Genomic DNA, 18,109 nt, shown 5'->3' on the forward strand with positions numbered 1-18,109 from the left:
GCTCGACTTGCATGTATTAGGCACGCCGCCAGCGTTCGTCCTGAGCCAGGATCAAACTCTCCAATAAAGAGTTGATAAAGCTCATAATTAAATCTTTAAAACGTTGACGTTTCTGTTTTGTTTAGTTTTCAAAGAACTACTTTAGCCGAGAACTTTATCAGCGACAAAAACCATTGTATCAGATAGTTTCTCTGTTGTCAACTTCTATGAATCGTTTTTCTCAAGCAAGAAAATTTAATGTCATATCTCGTAGCAACAAATAATATCTTACCATTTCATTTCGTAGAAGTCAATAGTATTTTCAAATCTTTTTTGTCTTCTATATCGTCTTACTTAGCGACAAGTTATATATTATCATCCATCATCACCTATGTCAACTTCTATGAAAACATCTTATATGATAGATAACTAGCTTCTTCATTATAAAAGATAATCAAATACAAAATAGACTAATGAAGCAATACTTTATTCTTTATCTTTGCTTGATTAAGACAGTTCCTCCTCTACCATTTACCAATAAGTACATTCCTATATAAAATCATACTTATTTGGGCAAATAGCAAGACAAGCTGACACCTCAGCTTGCCTTGCTATTTTATCTTTATAATGATTGTACCTTTATAATTTATATTTGCTTAACATATCATCTAATTCTTTATTCATTATATTTAATTGCTCTGCAGATTTTGCCACCTGTCTTATAGCATTGTTTTGCTCGTCAATTGACGAACTAATTTCCTCCACAGATGCAGCTGTTTGTTCGGAAACACCTGATGAACTTTGAATTCCATCTCCTATCATAGAAGTTTGATTGGTGATATTTCTAATTTCATCATTTAAAATTTCTAGTGCTGAGACAGTTTCATTTATTGAATTCGATAACTGATTAAACTTATCTTGCGTTTCTAAAACATCATCATTTAATTTAGTCGATGTAAGCATGGTTTGTTCTACAATTTCTACCGTATTACCGGTCTCAGTTGCGATCGTAGACACTACTCCTCGAACTTGATATGTTGCCTGCTTAGATTGTTCAGCAAGCTTTCTTATTTCATCCGCTACCACAGAAAAGCCTTTTCCATGCTCCCCTGCCCTAGCTGCTTCAATACTAGCATTTAATGCAAGTAAATTTGTTTCCGCTGCAATATTTTCAATTGTTACCATAATATGATGAATTTCCTGAGTTTTATCATACAGACTTTTTATTCCTGTGTTAATTTTCTCCGATGCATGTAAAGAATCAGCATTAGATTTTCTCAATGAAGAAACAATTTCATTTCCCTCGTTCGATAATAGTTGAGATTTACTTGTAACTCCCTTAATTATATTACTCTGCTGATTCATTGAATCAATTGATTTTGTCAATGTTTCAACACTATGATTGATGTTTTCTAAATCATTAGCTTGCTCTTGAGTTCCTGTAGAAATTTCCGAGACAGCTGTACCAATCTCTTCGCTGCTTGCTAGCGTTTGTTCTGATACTGCAGAAAGCTCTGTTGCTGAGTCAAGTAAGTTTGAACTTGTACTTTTTACATTTTGTACTAATTCAAGAAGCTGATAAGACATCTTATTATATGCACCTGCTAATTGACCAATCTCATCTCTTGATTCTGAAAGATTTGTAGCCTGAATCTTTCCATCAGCAATATCCATTGAAGATTTTGCAACTTCTTTCAATAAAGAAATTTTCTTTTTAATTGCCAAGTAAAATACTAATATACTTATTAATATAAGCACAAAAGTTCCCCATAATATGATAAATTTAATGATTTCTAAGCCTTCATAAAATTCATCTTCGTAAACAGCTAGACCAACATACCAATCCCACGGCTCAAAATGTTCCATATAAGATATTTTCTTTCTCATTTCTCCTGTTTCATCGTTCACGTCATCGTAATAGACATAACGGTCTTCTTTATTTGAAGCTAATGAGCCTTTCACCATTTTTTCACGATTTGTCGTATCCTCAGGAATATCTCCTACTGGATTACTTGGATGAACTTGTGAGGAAAAGTTTGCATCATAGGCGAGGATATACCCTTCACCTTTATATAAAAAATGCGAATTCTTATAATCATGCTCTCCATTCTTAAGTTTTGGTCCACTCAAAAGGAGCCTTGCTTCCTCTTTCCCCTCCTCTAAAGTTAGATGACCGTTTTCCACCTGTTGGTTTATTGCCTCTAAAGTAGCTAATGAACTATTAACAATGTGATAAATCTCTTGTTTACCAGCTTTCGTTAATTGATCCTTTGCTATGAAATAACTAGTTAATCCAATCGTTGATACGGAAAACACAATAATAATCGTAAGTAAAACCATCATCTTGATTGATATACTATGCCAGTCGACCTTAATTCTCCTCTTCATACTAAGCTCCCCCATAAATTTTCTCATTATATATATCGACCATTTATAATATGAATGAGTAATTTTCGACTTTTATTTACTGGTAATAGTTTCTAGTATGGTCTAAAAATGTGAAAAGGCACTGATCCTAAGTCACGGACCGCGCCTCATTTTCAATATAACTATGATTGTCGAATTCCCTATGTTTATCTACAGTTGATTTTATTTAATCTTCGTTTACAACAACATTTCGACCTCTCATTTTTAATAGAATTGGAATGGTCATCCATAACAATGCAATCACTAAAAAGATAAGTGAAATGGGCTTCTCTAAGAAAATAATAAAATCTCCATTCGATGTAGTTAAAGCTCTTCTCATATTATTTTCAATCATTGGCCCTAGTACCAAACCGAGTACTAGTGGCGCTACAGGGTAATCATGCTTTGTTAAATAGTAACCCACTACTCCACAACCAATTAAAAGTAATAAATCAAACACTGTAAATTGAACAGCATAAACTCCGAATATTGATATAGCTACAATAATAGGTAATAAATACTTTGTTGGTGTTTCGATGATTTTCGCAAAAATTTTAACAAGTGGTAAATTTAAAATAAGCAGCATCACATTTCCGATGAACATACTAGCAATCAAACCCCAAGCAACTTGTGGGTGATCCGTGAAGAATAGTGGACCTGGCTGTATATTATACATAATAAGAGCTCCCATTAAGATTGCTGTTGTACCTGAGCCTGGTATACCTAACGTTAATAATGGAATCATTGCTCCACCTGAGGCACCGTTATTTGCGGCCTCAGGTGCGGCTACCCCTTCAATTGCCCCTTTTCCAAACTTATCAGGATTTTTACTAATCTTCTTTTCCATAATATAAGAAAAGAAGGATGCTAATGTTGCTCCTGCACCTGGTAAAATCCCAATGAAAAATCCTAATAAAGATCCTCTGACAATCGGCCCTGAGCTCTCTTTCAAATCTTTTTTTGTTGGAAGAATTCTTTCCACTTTCGCAATAGATCCATCAACACTCTCTTTTTCCAAGATTGTTTTAAATACTTCTCCAAGAGCAAACAGTCCCACTGCAACAGTTAAAAATTCAATACCTGAATATAAAACAGGAACCTCATACGTAAAGCGTGCTACACCTGATACATTGTCCATTCCGATTGTAGCAATTAGCAGTCCAACAACTGTCATAATTAAAGCTTTTGTTCTTGATTTTCCTGCAAGGCCACTGACGGCACAAAGTCCTAATATCATTAATGAAAAATACTCTGCTGGACCAAAAGACAATGCGACACTAGACAATGGTTCCGCTAAAATTGTTAGACCGATAAGTGCAACAATCCCTGCAAAAAATGAACCAATTGCAGCAATTGACAGTGCAGCTCCAGCTCTTCCTTGTCTGGCCATTTGATAACCATCAAGAGCAGTTACAACTGATGACGATTCACCTGGTGTATTTAATAAAATAGATGTTGTAGATCCGCCATACATCGCTCCATAATAAACACCTGCTAATAAAATAATTGAGCTTGCTGCCGCTGATTCAGGATCAAGACCTGATGTAAGAGTAGCTGTTACGGGAATTAATAACGCCACTCCACTCATTGGACCTATTCCTGGAAGAACACCAACCGCAGTACCAATTAATACTCCAACAAACGCAAACAATAAATTATGCCATTGCAAAGCTTCTGCAAAGCCATTTGCTAAAAATTGAATTGTATCCATTTATAACACCTCACTAAAACCAAGTTGGAAAGCCAGGTAAAGAGCCTTCAAGAACTTCAACAAATAAATAATAAACCCCACCTGAAAAGCATGCTGCAATAACGATGGATTTTAGTATATTCTTTTTATCCATTGCGATGAAACTAACAAGTAAAAAGAGAAATGTTGTTAAAATAAAACCTAATGTTTCGATAAATGAAGCATAAAGAATAGCAGAAATTAAAATAATGAAAAATCTCTTGTAATCTAGCTCTTCTTTCCCCTTTTGTTCATTCACATATTTAAATGTTTCATAGAATAGACGAAGGCTAAGCAAGACTAATATAGCCCCTAGTATAGTTGGAAACATATCAGGGCCAACATTACTCCCATATGCACTTTCCGAAATTTTTTGGCTTTCGACAACGAAGAATATTCCTATGACCATAAACATAACACTTGAGTAACGATCAAAAGCTTTACTCATCTTTACTCTCACTCCCTATAGAGAGAAAGAGGGGAGGCCCCCTCTTCCTAAAGCTTTATTTTTGCATGCCTAATGCTGTTAAGAGGTCCTGAATCACAACATTTTGCTCATCTAAAAACTTCTTGAAATCTGTTGAGTTTTTAAATTCACTTTCCCACCCATTTGATTTTACTTCATTGTTCCATTCTTCGCTTTCTGACAGTTTTTGTAATGTTTTATCCCAGAAAGCTAATTCTTCTTCCTTCAATTCCTTTGGTCCAAATACACCACGCCAGATTGTAAAGTCTGCATCTATCCCTGCTTCTTTAAAAGTTGGTACATCTGCTAAATCACCTTCCAAACGTTCAGGTGAACTAACCGCCAACACTTTCACTTTTCCTGATTTCACATATTCTCCAATAGCTGAAGCATCTGTAGCAATTAAGTCAGCATTTCCTCCTAGCAGTGCCGCAATTGCTTCACCACCACCATCATATGAGACATATTTCACTGATTTCGGGTCAATATCAGACTTAAATGCAGGTAATACTGCTACTAAATGATCCATTGAGCCAGGTGAAGATCCGCCTGCAACTGTCACTTTTGTTGGATCCGCTTTAATGGCATCTAATGCAGATTGCAAATCATTAAAAGGTGAATCACTTTTTACAACAATAGCTCCGTAATCTTTTGTAAGCTGTGCTAAAGGAGTTGTATCGCCATAACCATATGGACTGTTTCCTTCTTTTTTCTCATGATTTATTAAAATTGGCGGTGAACTGATCATTAATTTATATGGATTGTTTTTTTCTTGAGTTGCAAACTCTGCCATATAAACAGCACCACCACCACCTGGTTTATTTTCAACTGTTAATGTTTCTTCAACTAACTTTGTATCAGATAAAACCTTCGCTAATGCTCTTGCCGTTAAATCCCAGCCGCCGCCTGCACCTGATGGAGCTACAACGGTGATTGGTTTTTCTGGATAATTAGAGCTACTTTCACTACTATTGGCTTTTTCCTTATCTCCACCACAAGCAGCTAACATAAAACTTAGAAGTCCAACTAATACGACCAACATTGTTTTCTTCATAGAATTTCCCCCAATTCTTTGTCCATTTAAAAAGACAGCACTTAATGTAAGCGCTGTCTTAAAGTTAACAGAATTTTTTAATTTATAGAATCTTAACCTCATAAGTTCAATTAACTGTAATGAATTCTTTTTGTTCATAAAGTTCATGACTGAAAACGGAAGTACCTTCTTTCCGGCCGCCCAACATTTCCATATACTAGCTCTGCATATATCTTTTTTTGTGAAATAAGATATTCCAAATATCTCCTTGCTGTTGATCGACTAACCCCAGACTGTTTACTTAATGATTCAGCTGTAATCCCCTCTTCAGCAACATTTAAAAGAAACTCTAATATTTTGTTGAGTGTTAGTGGATCAATCCCCTTTGGCGCACCATCTTCCTCTATTAAATGACTATCTTGTCGGGATAAACTCCATAAAGCTGTTATCTCTTCTTGAGTTAAATGTTTTGTCGTTTTTAATTTTTCCAATCTTTTTTGATAGGCTTCTAGACTTGTCTTAAATCTCTCGAATGTAACCGGTTTGACAATATAATCACAAACCCCATTTCGTAAAGAATCTCCAACTATATCAACCTCTGAAGATGCAGTAATCATAATAATGTCGATATCTGGATAAGACTTACGGATGACCCTCCCTAAATCTGTTCCTAACATATCTGGTAAAAACACATCTAACAAAACTAACTGCGGTTGAATAATTTCAAGTAATTCAATTGCTTCCGCTCCAGACGTTGCTATGGCTACTACCTCAAAGCCATCTATCTTCTTTGTAAAACGGCTATTAATTTCTGCTATCCTAGCATCGTCTTCAATCACCATTACTTCTACCTTCATTTTGGCTCCTCCTTTGGGATCGCAATAATAAACAAAGCACCACCTAATTCGCCTGTTTCAATTGTAATACTCCCATTTAGTTCCTCGACTAATTCACTCACTTTCGCTAAACCAAGCCCTCGATTTTTCCCATCCTTTGTTGAGAAACCCTTTTTAAAAATCTCAGATAACATGTGAGGTTCAACACCGGTTCCACTATCTTCAATTTCCATAATGAGATCATCACCTAGATCAGTTATAAAAAAACGTACATATCGTTCTTTACGTTTTTGCTTTTCTAATTCTTCAAATCCATTCGTTATAAGGTTTCCTAAAATTGAAACCAAACTACTATAACCAATGTGCTTAGGAATCTCCTCCAGACTGCTTTCTCGATCAACATGAAAGGTAACCTTTAGCTCTTTAGCACGATTGTAAAACCCTAGTAAAATCCCACCAAGCCATGGATCTTTTATTTTCCTCATGAGAAATTGTGTAAAATCTCTTTGACTTTCTGTTTCTTCATGAATAAGTGTCAGGGCCTCATCCAATGACCCTAATTGAATTAATCCCGAAATCGTATAAAGCAAGTTATTAAACTCGTGGGTCTGCGCTCTTAAGGCTTCTGTGTATCTCTTCACTTGTGATAATTCTTCTGTTAATTGATCAATATCAGATTTAAGTCTAAAGCTAGATACGACACCAATCACTTCATCTCCATATTTAACAGGAATACGGTTTGCTATAATGATCTTATTTCTAATTTCTAGTTGTTTATCTAGTTGCTTTTCGCCTGTTCTTAGAACATCTAGTAAAGAAGAATTAGGGATAATATCAAAAACCTGTTCTCCAACAACAGGTTTTGTCTTATCTAGTGATAAAATGTCATATGCAGCTTGATTGATGATCAATATCTTTCCATCCTCATTAATAACAATGATTCCTTCATGAACCGTTTCAATAACAGCATTACGTTGTTTAAACAATGTAGCAATTTCCTCAGGCTCTAGTCCCATCATTGTATTTTTTATCCTTCTTGCTAATATAATCGAACCTAATGTTCCCAAAAGAAATGCAGTAATGGCAATCCAAATAACAGGTTTTCCGTAATCAAAGACTGTATTTTCAATATCCTCAATTAAAAAACCTACTGAGACTACACCTATAATTTCATCACCATCAAGAATTGGTACCTTTCCTCTTAATGAAGGCCCTAAGGATCCAGTTGCCTTGGAAACATAAGATTTACCTTCTTTTAACGCCTTAACATTGTCTCCTCCAACCATCTTTTTCCCAATTCTCTCTGGAATTGGGTGAGAATATCGAATTCCTTCTTTATTACCAATTACGATATATTCAGCGCCAATTTCCACTCTTATTTTTTCAACCAAAGGCTGAATAATTCTAGATGGATCTTCAGTATCAAATGCTTCATGAATCTCAGGCATGTTCGCTATCGTTGTAGCAACATGTAAAGCTCTTTTGCTAATTTGCTGCTCAACTGTTTTTGATAAAGTATGATAGTATAAAATACTACATAAAAGAACAATTAATAAAATAAGACTAAGGGCAAACAAAATAATGCGTATATAAAGCTTAGGTCGATTCGTTCTTTTCAATAGCTCACACCTCAGTTTTTAGAAATCGCTTACAAGTTTGAGTATTCTTTATTGTATATAAATACCTTTGGTTTGTCATTGAGAATTTTCTTCTATTTAATAAAGTAAAGTTATTGGAAATAAATTGATTGAGGAGATTTTCGGAGAACTCTTTTGAGTTTTTTAAAAAAAGACAAAATAAAAACCACCAAATATGTATTTGGTGGAGACGGAGGGAGTCGAACCCTCGTCCAGACATATCGGCACTTAAGCGTCTACGAGCGTAGTCGATATATTTGCGGTTTCGCTAACTCCTATGCCTATCGACAGGCGTTAGAGCAGCTAGTCTGATTGGTCTCTTCCATCATCCCCAGACGGAGGAATTAGGCGTAGTCCACTAAGAGTGAGTCCCTTACCCTACCACATGGACGATGGAGGGAGGAACAGCTAAGCAGTTATTAAGCTGCTAAAGCTAAGTTATTGTTAGATTTGCCAGTTATTATTGGCGTGACGTTTTTACGAAGACGATCCCTTCGGCCCGCAACCTAAGCTCGAACTACCCCTGTCGAATCCGTAACGTCCCCATGTAAGCCGTATATACCAGCTAGGGAATACGGGAAGTTTAAAAAGATCAAGCTTAATTGCTTATTAAGTTTTTAAAAAGTAAGTTGACTGTCTTACAAAACTTATTATATCAGAATGGCTCAAAAATGCAATTGTAAGGTTTTCCCACTACATTTTTTGACGTTCTCTAAAGGCACGTTCGATATCACGCTTCGCTTCCTTCTTCTTCAGATCTTCACGTTTATCGTATTTCTTTTTCCCTTTACCAAGACCGATTAGCACCTTTGCATAACCATTCTTCAAATACATCTTTAAAGGAACAAGGGCATAACCTTCTTCTTTGGTTGCACCAATTAGTTTCACAATTTCACGCTTATGAAGTAATAGCTTCCTTTGTCTTAGTGGATCATGATTATAGCGATTTCCTTGTTCATACGGGCTAACATGCATGTTCAATAGAAATACTTCGCCACGATCAATACGTGCATACGAATCCTTTAAGTTTACACGTCCATTACGAATTGATTTAATTTCCGTACCTTGAAGGACAATGCCAGCTTCAAATGTTTCCTCTATTGAATAGTCATGATTTGCTTTTTTGTTTTGGGCGACTACTTTTCCCATACCTTTTGGCATTGTGTTCACTCCCCTCGATCTAGCGATACGTTCTATTTTAGCAAAAAATGGACTGTAACTCAATTAATAGAGTTAAAGAGGGACTGACACTTAGAATGTCAGACCCTCAATCATCATTTAGCGCTTTTTCTTACGTTTTGCTTTTGGTGCATTTTCGAAGTGTTTTTTCTTCTTTTTACGAGGTGGACGTGTTGACCATTCGCCATCCTTGTCATTTCCATGTGTTTTGCCGTTATTACCGCCGCCACGACCATTGGAATCTTTTCTTCCTTTACCAGCAATGATGACTTTTGGTTTTTCTTTTTCAGGGCGTCTTCTTGTCCCTTTCATACCAACAATTTCGAAATCAATTGCGCGCTCGTCTTTGTTTACATTTACTACGCGTACAGTGATTTCGTCACCAATTCTGTAGACATTACCAGTGCGTTCACCAATCATCGCATAATGCTGCTCATCATATCGGTAATAATCATCTGTCATATAGCTGACGTGAATAAGACCTTCTATTGTATTTGGAAGCTCAACGAACATACCAAAGTTTGTAACAGAACTGATCATACCGTCGTATTCTTCGCCAATTTTATCAAGCATGTACTCCGCTTTTTTCAGTTCATCTGTTTCACGCTCTGCCTCTACCGCTCTTCGTTCCATGTTGGAGGATTGTTCCGCGATTACAGGTAAGCTTTCCGCCCAATGTGCACGAGTTTCTTCATCAACTTTTCCTTCTATTAGATATGTGCGGATTAAACGATGCACAATTAAATCAGGATAACGACGAATTGGTGATGTAAAATGTGTGTAAAACTCCGTAGCCAGTCCAAAGTGACCTAAGCTTTCAGGATCGTACTTAGCCTGCTTCATCGAACGGAGCATAACTGTTGAGATAACTGTTTCTTCTGGTTTACCCTGTACTTCTTCCAAAATATCTTGCAATGCTCTTGGATGAATTTCATTTCCTGCACCCTTTACTGAGTACCCAAAATTCGTAATGAACTGAAGAAATTTTTGTAGTTTTTCAGCATTTGGATCTTCATGAATTCGATATATAAACGGTACATTCATCCAATGGAAGTGCTCTGCTACTGTTTCATTGGCAAGCAACATAAACTCTTCAATAAGACGCTCTGCTACTGAGCGTTCGCGAATCACAACTTCCGTTGGCTTTCCTTCTTTGTCGACAAGCACCTTTGCTTCTTTAAAATCAAAGTCAATGGCACCTCGCTCCATACGCTTTTGGCGCAGTACTGCTGCAAGCTCACCCATTTGTTCAAACATTGGAATAAGACTTTCATATTTTTTTAGAAGCTCTTCATCACGGTCTTCTAAAATTTTATTTACATCAGAGTACGTCATACGCTCTGTTGTTTTTATCACACTCTGGAAAATTTCATGTTTAACAACTGTTCCTTTTTCATCGATTTCCATCTCACAAGAAAGTGTTAAACGATCCACTTTAGGATTTAAAGAACAAATTCCATTTGATAAACGATGTGGAATCATTGGAATAACACGGTCAACAAGATACACACTTGTCGCACGATCTAATGCTTCACGATCAATTGGAGACTTCTCTGTTACATAATGACTAACATCGGCAATATGAACACCAAGCTTATAGTGGCCATTATCTAGTTTTGTCACTGTAACAGCATCATCTAGATCTTTCGCATCAGCGCCATCAATCGTAACAATTGTTTCGTTTCTTAAATCACGGCGGTCCTTTAGATCTTCCTCTCTAATCGTCTCCGGAACATCGTTTGCTTGCTCAAGTGCTTCGACTGGGAATGGGCCAGGTAATCCGTGCTTATGAATAACAGATAAAATATCAACACCAGGATCATTTTTATGACCGAGAATGTCAATAACTTCCCCTTCTGCACTCATGCGTCCTTCAGGATAAGTTGTTAATTTCACAACAACCTTATGTCCCTCAACAGCACCCTTTGATGCATTTTTTGGAATAAAAATATCATTAGCGATTTTTTTATCATCTGGAACAACAAAACCGAAATTTTTGCTTTCCGTATAAGTACCAACAACCTCTGTTATTCCACGCTCTAAAATACGGACAATCGTTCCTTCTTGTCTTGTCCCACCTGTGCTTGCACTGACTCTGACCATAACAACATCACCGTGCATAGCCGTTTTCAATTCAGTAGGTGGAATAAAGATATCATCTAAAGCAGTGTCCTCAGGGTCAACAAAAGCAAATCCTTTTGAGTGACCAATTAGCTTTCCTTTAATTAAATTCATTTTTTCTGGCAAGCCATAACGGTTGCTTCTTGTTCTAACAACGAGGCCCTGGTCCTCCATGACAACTAATGCTTTTACAAAATCTTTAAACTCCGTTGAATCTTCTATTCCAAATGCTTGTTCAAGCTCTTGAACAGTTAGGGGCTTATAAGCTTCCTCTTTCATAAATGAAAGCAGTTTATCAATATGTACTTGAATTTCTTGATCCATTTTCATCCTCCTTTTCTCGTTCTAAAAAAACCTTACCAATCAAGGCTTTCTAAAAATTGATACACATCCTCATGGAGTTGATCACGTTCTTTATCAAGTGTTAACACATGTCCAGATTCTTCGTACCACTTTATTCGTTTATGATCATTTTCTACTTCATTGTAGATAATATTTGCACTGTCCGTGTTAATCATATGATCATGTCTACCTTGTGCCACAAACGTTGGTGAATAGATCATATCTACATTATTTCGGACATCTGCAATTAACTCTTGTAAGGCTTTTAGTGTATTCATTGGAGTCTTCTCAAACTCCTTCATTTCCTCTTCTATTTCCTCAGGAGACTTCCCTTCAAACTTTTTATAATTTCTCGCATATTCGAGAACTCCTTGATACATAACTTCCTCACTTTTAATGTACATTGGCGCACACATTGGGATAATTCCCTTTACAGGTAAAGTGTAACCCAATTTTAATGAGAAAACTCCACCAAGTGATAATCCCCCAACAGCTATGTCCTCAAATCCCATGCTTTTCAGATGCTCATACCCTTCTTGTACATCCTTCCACCAATCTTCAGGACCTGTATGAACGAGCTCTTCTGGCGGTACACCGTGGCCTTTATATTGTGGCGCATGACATGTATAGCCTTTTTCACTAAGAAAGCGTGCAAGCATTCGAACATCCGCTGTGTTCCCTGTAAATCCATGTAATAATAAAACAGCTCGATCGCCGCCTTCAAATGTAAACGGCTTTGGCAAAACTCTTTTCATTCTTACTAACTCCTTACTATCTTTTATTTAGTTTATCCCAAAATTACCATCAGTATTACTAAACAACTAACATCAAGCTATGTATTCTTTATACTTCTATTTAATCAAACACGTTCGGCCTTGAACAATTCTTATGCTTAGTGAGCTTTTTTCTTCAGCCCCAAACAAAAAAGAGCCTGTTTCTACAGACCCTTTACTTATTATTTATTGAACAACATATGCCACTAAAACAGTTAAAACAAAGAATAAAACAGATAGTACGATTGTAATACGGTGTAAAACTAAGTCAAGTCCACGAGCTTTTTGTTTTCCAAAAAGCTGCTCAGCTCCACCAGAGATTGCCCCTGATAACCCTGCGCTTTTACCAGATTGTAATAATACAACTGTAATTAAAGCAACTGAAACGATAACAAGTAGAATAATTAATGCTGTATGCATGAGTTGACACCTCCTGAAATGCGCACAAATAGATAGTTTAAATGTACCATACTTCTTTTTGATTCACAATAAGACATTCAATTAATTCGATTGGATAAAAAACTGAGACTGTTTGTAGTAATCGTAATAGAATATTTTTCTAATATGAAATAAAATAAGCTCGAATATTGACACTGATTTTAAGTGACTTATTCGGGCTTATAATTTACATTACACGTAGGCTAACTGTTTAATCCCATCAGTAGTATTTTGATTGATTTTCAAATGAATAAATACTTGTTCCCCTACTGAAAATCCTTTACTAATATCTTGATGTATCACCCATTGCTCCTCTTCTTTAATTGTTACTGTGTAGTGAATTTCTTTACCTTGATATTGCACGCTTGTGACAATACCCTCTAGACCACCTTCATTTAACGAAATCTCAAGTTGCTCCGGACGCGCTGGAAAAATGCCTTTATTCTTTAATTCTGAGGTTACATCGGTATTTCCCCATTTTATTGTAGGATCATCCAATGGATAAAATGTATCCCCTTCCCACTTCCCTTGGATCAAGTTCGCTTTACCAACAAAGGAGGCTACAAATGTTGATGTTGGGCAGCTATAAATTTCTTTTGGTGTTCCTACTTGTTCAATCTTCCCCTTGTTCATGACAACGATTCTATCAGCCATTGCCAAAGCTTCACTTTGATCATGAGTCACATATACAATACTATTCAACTTTACTACCGCTTACCATTTTCTAGACTATCCAAAAAGTAGATTCGTGTTTTATTTTTTCCCGTACTCCTCAAATTCATTGTCTGAAACAATCTAGTAGCAGTATCTGCAGAATCAAACTTTAAAAAATCTCTTAATTCCCTATTAGAGATCGTTGATTTGATTAAAAGTCGATAGTCTTTAACAGCCTTAACATGAGCATGTTTATTCTTTTCCCCACAATAAGGACAAAACCAATTCCCTTTAAGCCGATCCATCGGAAGGACACTACATTTTGGACAAAAAACACCTTTAAGAAGGTCACTTTCTTTTATGTCATATTTCTCTAAGATGGATGCGTCACCTTCGGTATGTTTTTTTAGTAATAATTTAAATATCTTCCTTAAAGCCTTTTCTTCCAGTTTGTTTGTGATCTTTGATTTTTCTAATTGAAGTATTTTATTAGGTAATTCTTCTTTGTGTATCACTGTGTGGTGAATATGATGATCTTCCGGAGAGGTGCTTATGATTGTGTAGGGATTACTGATCACGACTAATGACTGTATTGCTATATCTTCTAACTTGTTAATACGCAACCATTCTTTTAAGTTAGCTTTCTGACGATCAAGCTGCGTCAATGGATAGGCATAGGCAAGTTCTTTCCCATCTTTTGTTTGAATGAGTTGTTTAAACTTAGGATCAAAATAAATGGTTCCGGAGAAATTCTTTATTTCGAGGATAATCGCCATTTTGTTGGTGAAAATTAATGTGTCCATTTGAAAGAAATGTTTGTCTGTTTTTAATCTTAGGTGGTGAAAAATAAAGTAGTTTTTCTCATCAAGGTAGCTGAGTGGGTAATCAACGGATTGTTCACCTTTATAACCGGCCATTCGTTTGTTGTAATCTTCGGTAATGAGTGGCAGAGTTGGATGGAAATTAGGTATTCGTGGAAGTAAAGCTTCTAATTGGAGAATAATACGGGGTTTTGTACGGGATTTTAAGATCATTTTCTCACTCCATATGTAGTTTTGATGTATATTATTCAGTGTTTTTCTAAAAAATCCTGCTTGTCTCGGGTAAAAAATTTGTTTATCCGCGATTTGGAGGTTTTATTCGCTATTCCAAGAGTTTATCCGCGATTTTTGTTATTTTATCTGCGATTATCATAATATATCAGCGATTAGACAATTTCCTACAATTTTCGCACGTCGGTACGTTTTCCCCAGCAAGAAATACAAAGTTTCGCCTCATACACCACAAAAAAGAACTGCCGCACCCGCGGCAGTTCCCATCAACTTAAAATTATTTTTTTAAGTTATAGAAAGTTTTAATTCCATCGTATCTTGAAGCGTCTTGTAATTGATCTTCGATACGTAGTAATTGGTTGTATTTCGCAACACGGTCAGTACGTGATGGAGCACCAGTTTTGATTTGACCAGCGTTTGTTGCAACTGCGATGTCAGCAATTGTTGTATCTTCAGTTTCACCAGAACGGTGAGAGATAACTGCTGTGTAACCAGCGCGTTTAGCCATTTCGATTGCTTCGAACGTTTCAGTAAGTGTACCGATTTGGTTAACTTTGATAAGGATTGAGTTACCGATTCCTTTTTCGATACCTTCAGCAAGTTTTTTCGTGTTTGTAACGAATAAGTCGTCACCAACAAGTTGAACTTTACCGCCAAGGCGTTCAGTTAATAGTTTGTGACCTTCCCAGTCGTTTTCATCTAAACCGTCTTCAATTGAGATGATTGGGTATTTAGAAGCCATTTCTTCATACCAGTCAACCATTTCAGCAGAAGTTTTTACAACACCTTCTCCTGAAAGATGGTATTTACCGTCTTCTTTGTTGTAGAACTCAGAAGAAGCAGCATCCATAGCAAGCATTACTTGCTCACCTGGTTTGTAACCAGCTTTTTCGATTGCTTCGATAATTGTTTGAAGAGCTTCTTCGTTTGATCCTAAGTTAGGAGCGAATCCACCTTCATCACCTACAGCTGTGTTAAGACCTTTAGCAGAAAGAACTGATTTTAGGCTGTGGAAAATTTCCGCACCCATACGTAGTGCTTCACGGAAGTTTTCAGCACCTACAGGCATAACCATGAATTCTTGAATGTCAACGTTGTTATCAGCGTGCTCTCCACCGTTAACGATGTTCATCATTGGTACTGGAAGAGTTTTCGCGCTGAATCCGCCAAGGTATTGGTATAAAGGAACTTGTAGGTAATCTGCAGCAGCACGAGCAGCAGCCATAGATACACCAAGGATTGCGTTAGCACCTAATTTACCTTTGTTTTCAGAACCATCAAGCTCGATTAAAGCTTGGTCGATTGCGATTTGCTCAGTAACATCGAATCCAAGTAATTCTGGAGCGATTAATTCGTTTACGTTTTTAACAGCTTGAAGAACACCTTTTCCAAGGTAGCGTTCTTTGTCACCGTCACGAAGCTCAACTGCTTCATATTCACCAGTTGAAGCACCACTTGGTACTAACGCGCGTCCCATAGCGCCTGATTCTGTGTGTACTTCTACTTCTACCGTTGGGTTACCACGAGAGTCTAATACTTCACGAGCATATACGTCTACAATGTATGGCATATTGTTTAATCTCCTTTTTTATAAAAAATTTATTTTAAAATTAGTTTGTCATATTTCCCTGGTTGTCCGGGAGATCCACCCTCTGCGGCCGACTTTGGGTGCTCCCTTGTCCGCAAGGTTGAATAATTACTTATTAAGTAAAGAGGTTCCAGTCATTTCAGCCGGTTTTTCAACATTTAGTAGATCTAGCATTGTTGGTGCTAGGTCACCTAAAATTCCATCTTCACGAAGCGTAACTCCCTCTTGTGTCACAATGACAGGTACTGGGTTCGTTGTATGAGCTGTCATTGGCTCACCTTCTAATGTTACGACTTCATCTGAGTTACCATGGTCTGCTGTGATGATCGCTTTACCGCCTTTTGCAACAATAGCGTCCACAATTTTCCCTAGGCACTCATCAACTGTTTCGATTGCCTTGATCGTAGGTTCAAGCATTCCAGAGTGCCCAACCATATCAGGGTTCGCGAAGTTTAAAAGGATAGCATCAAATTTGTCAGCTGCAATTTCGCCTAGTAACGCGTCCGTTACTTCGTAAGCGCTCATTTCAGGCTTGAGATCATAAGTTGCAACCTTCGGAGAATCAATTAAAATTCTTTCTTCGCCGGGAAACTTCTCTTCACGTCCGCCACTCATAAAGAATGTAACGTGAGGATATTTTTCCGTTTCAGCAATACGAAGTTGTGTTAGGTTGTTTTGAGATAATACTTCACCGAGTGTATTATCAAGGTTTGTTGGCTTGAATGCCACATATCCGTCAACCGTTTCACTAAAGTGTGTTAAGCACACAAAGTGTAGGTTTTTCGGGTGTTTTTCACCACGATCAAATGAACGGAAATCTTCATTTGTGAACGTGTTTGAAATTTGAATCGCACGGTCAGGGCGGAAATTATAGAAAATCACCGCATCATTGTCTTGAATCGTTGCAACAGGTGAACCGTCTTCTTTTGTCATAACAGAAGGAATCACGAACTCATCAAAGATTCCATTGTTATAAGAATCGGCAACAAGCTCATCTGGTGTGCTGTAAGTAGGGCCTTCACCGTATACCATAGCACGATAAGACTTTTCAACACGATCCCAACGCTTATCGCGGTCCATTGAGTAGTAACGTCCAGATAATGTCGCAATTTCCCCGACACCGTATTCTTTGATTTTTTCTTGAAGTTCATCCAAGTAAACTTTTGCCGTTTTTGGACCAACATCTCGACCATCTAAGAAGCCATGAATGTACACATTTTTTACGCCTTCATCTGCAGCTAGCTTTAAAAGGGCAAATAAATGATGAATATGGCTATGAACGCCACCGTCAGATAACAAACCGAATAAGTGAAGATTTTTACCTGTTTTCTTTACGTGATTAATAGCTTCAACAAACGTGTCGTTTTTCGCAAACTCACCTTCACGAATTGCTACGTTTACACGCGTCAAACTTTGGTACACAATACGACCTGCACCAATATTTAAGTGACCTACTTCAGAGTTCCCCATTTGACCTTCAGGAAGACCTACAGCCTCACCTGAAGCGATTAATTGAGCATGAGGATATTGATTCCAAAAGCGGTCAAAGTTAGGCTTTTTCGCTTGTGCAACAGCATTACCTTTCGTTTCTTGACGGCAAGCAAATCCGTCAAGAATAATTAGTGCAACTGGTGCTTTACTCATTTTTGCTACCCTCCAAAAGTTGAAGGAAAGATTGAGCTTCTAAGCTAGCTCCACCTACTAATGCACCATCAATATCTGATTGCGCCATATATTCTTTGATGTTACCAGGCTTAACGCTACCGCCGTATTGAATACGAACTGCTTGTGCAACGTCAGAAGAAAATTGCTCTGCAATTACTTGACGAATGTGCGCACATACTTCGTTTGCATCTTCAGCAGAAGAAGATTTTCC

General features: G+C 37.1%; 15 protein-coding genes, 1 rRNA gene and 1 other RNA gene. All 17 read right to left on the bottom strand.

Translation table 11 applies throughout. The features are described 5' to 3' along the window. A 16S ribosomal RNA gene (locus ACEWK1_RS23690) occupies positions 1-67 on the bottom strand; the annotation flags it as partial. A gap of 551 nt (positions 68-618) precedes the next feature. Next, positions 619-2,367, bottom strand: a complete 1,749-nt coding sequence (locus ACEWK1_RS23695; protein WP_121663460.1) for a methyl-accepting chemotaxis protein — start codon at positions 2,365-2,367, stop codon at positions 619-621. A gap of 205 nt (positions 2,368-2,572) precedes the next feature. Continuing rightward, entirely contained in the window at positions 2,573-4,096 is a 1,524-nt protein-coding gene (locus ACEWK1_RS23700; RefSeq protein ID WP_121663461.1) for a tripartite tricarboxylate transporter permease, read from the bottom strand. Positions 4,097-4,109: 13 nt separating this feature from the next. After that, complete coding sequence (locus ACEWK1_RS23705; protein WP_121663462.1) at positions 4,110-4,562, bottom strand: tripartite tricarboxylate transporter TctB family protein; 453 nt, start codon at positions 4,560-4,562, stop codon at positions 4,110-4,112. 55 nt (positions 4,563-4,617) lie between these two features. After that, entirely contained in the window at positions 4,618-5,634 is a 1,017-nt protein-coding gene (locus ACEWK1_RS23710; protein ID WP_121665101.1) for a tripartite tricarboxylate transporter substrate binding protein, read from the bottom strand. Between the two features lie 143 nt (positions 5,635-5,777). Further along, entirely contained in the window at positions 5,778-6,470 is a 693-nt protein-coding gene (locus tag ACEWK1_RS23715; protein ID WP_121663463.1) for a response regulator, read from the bottom strand. Next, entirely contained in the window at positions 6,467-8,068 is a 1,602-nt protein-coding gene (locus ACEWK1_RS23720) for an ATP-binding protein (protein ID WP_232273806.1), read from the bottom strand. The genes ACEWK1_RS23715 and ACEWK1_RS23720 overlap by 4 nt, the downstream gene beginning before the upstream one ends. 200 nt (positions 8,069-8,268) lie before the next feature. Then, positions 8,269-8,631: a transfer-messenger RNA gene (gene ssrA, locus ACEWK1_RS23725) on the bottom strand. A gap of 148 nt (positions 8,632-8,779) precedes the next feature. Next, entirely contained in the window at positions 8,780-9,247 is a 468-nt protein-coding gene (gene smpB / locus ACEWK1_RS23730) for an SsrA-binding protein SmpB (protein ID WP_098797845.1), read from the bottom strand. A 117-nt stretch (positions 9,248-9,364) separates the two neighbouring features. Further along, positions 9,365-11,710 (bottom strand): ribonuclease R, encoded by a 2,346-nt coding sequence (rnr, locus tag ACEWK1_RS23735; protein ID WP_212135936.1) that lies wholly within the window; start codon positions 11,708-11,710, stop codon positions 9,365-9,367. A gap of 32 nt (positions 11,711-11,742) precedes the next feature. Continuing rightward, a complete protein-coding gene (locus ACEWK1_RS23740) occupies positions 11,743-12,483 on the bottom strand; it encodes an alpha/beta hydrolase (protein ID WP_212135934.1) in 741 nt (246 codons plus the stop codon). Positions 12,484-12,687: 204 nt separating this feature from the next. Beyond that, entirely contained in the window at positions 12,688-12,921 is a 234-nt protein-coding gene (gene secG / locus ACEWK1_RS23745) for a preprotein translocase subunit SecG (protein ID WP_121663480.1), read from the bottom strand. Positions 12,922-13,131: 210 nt separating this feature from the next. Next, positions 13,132-13,641, bottom strand: coding sequence for a TOBE domain-containing protein (locus tag ACEWK1_RS23750; protein WP_212135932.1), 510 nt, complete (start codon positions 13,639-13,641; stop codon positions 13,132-13,134). A 5-nt stretch (positions 13,642-13,646) separates the two neighbouring features. Beyond that, positions 13,647-14,627, bottom strand: a complete 981-nt coding sequence (locus ACEWK1_RS23755; RefSeq protein WP_212135930.1) for a nuclease-related domain-containing protein — start codon at positions 14,625-14,627, stop codon at positions 13,647-13,649. 295 nt (positions 14,628-14,922) lie between these two features. Continuing rightward, on the bottom strand, positions 14,923-16,215 hold the full coding sequence (gene eno, locus ACEWK1_RS23760) for a phosphopyruvate hydratase (RefSeq protein ID WP_121663488.1): 1,293 nt from the start codon (positions 16,213-16,215) through the stop codon (positions 14,923-14,925). A 126-nt stretch (positions 16,216-16,341) separates the two neighbouring features. After that, positions 16,342-17,877 carry a 2,3-bisphosphoglycerate-independent phosphoglycerate mutase gene (gpmI, locus tag ACEWK1_RS23765; RefSeq protein WP_121663489.1) on the bottom strand — a complete coding sequence of 512 codons (1,536 nt, stop codon included), beginning with the start codon at positions 17,875-17,877 and terminating at the stop codon, positions 16,342-16,344. Next, positions 17,870-18,109 (bottom strand): triose-phosphate isomerase (locus ACEWK1_RS23770; protein WP_416636728.1); only part of this gene is annotated, 240 nt, incomplete at its 5' end. The genes ACEWK1_RS23770 and gpmI, both read right to left, overlap by 8 nt.

The sequence above is a fragment of the Metabacillus sp. YM-086 genome (genome assembly GCF_048059995.1).
GTDB lineage: Bacteria > Bacillota > Bacilli > Bacillales > Bacillaceae > Metabacillus > Metabacillus litoralis_B.

Bases quoted from the DNA above. Each gene is read 5' to 3' on its own strand.
- ACEWK1_RS23695 (WP_121663460.1), bottom strand. From the start codon at position 2,367: ATGAAGAGGAGAATTAAGGTCGACTGGCATAGTATATCAATCAAGATG.
- ACEWK1_RS23700 (WP_121663461.1), bottom strand. From the start codon at position 4,096: ATGGATACAATTCAATTTTTAGCAAATGGCTTTGCAGAAGCTTTGCAA.
- ACEWK1_RS23705 (WP_121663462.1), bottom strand. From the start codon at position 4,562: ATGAGTAAAGCTTTTGATCGTTACTCAAGTGTTATGTTTATGGTCATA.
- ACEWK1_RS23710 (WP_121665101.1), bottom strand. From the start codon at position 5,634: ATGAAGAAAACAATGTTGGTCGTATTAGTTGGACTTCTAAGTTTTATG.
- ACEWK1_RS23715 (WP_121663463.1), bottom strand. From the start codon at position 6,470: ATGAAGGTAGAAGTAATGGTGATTGAAGACGATGCTAGGATAGCAGAA.
- smpB (WP_098797845.1), bottom strand. From the start codon at position 9,247: ATGCCAAAAGGTATGGGAAAAGTAGTCGCCCAAAACAAAAAAGCAAAT.
- rnr (WP_212135936.1), bottom strand. From the start codon at position 11,710: ATGGATCAAGAAATTCAAGTACATATTGATAAACTGCTTTCATTTATG.
- ACEWK1_RS23740 (WP_212135934.1), bottom strand. From the start codon at position 12,483: ATGAAAAGAGTTTTGCCAAAGCCGTTTACATTTGAAGGCGGCGATCGA.
- secG (WP_121663480.1), bottom strand. From the start codon at position 12,921: ATGCATACAGCATTAATTATTCTACTTGTTATCGTTTCAGTTGCTTTA.
- ACEWK1_RS23755 (WP_212135930.1), bottom strand. From the start codon at position 14,627: ATGATCTTAAAATCCCGTACAAAACCCCGTATTATTCTCCAATTAGAA.
- eno (WP_121663488.1), bottom strand. From the start codon at position 16,215: ATGCCATACATTGTAGACGTATATGCTCGTGAAGTATTAGACTCTCGT.
- gpmI (WP_121663489.1), bottom strand. From the start codon at position 17,877: ATGAGTAAAGCACCAGTTGCACTAATTATTCTTGACGGATTTGCTTGC.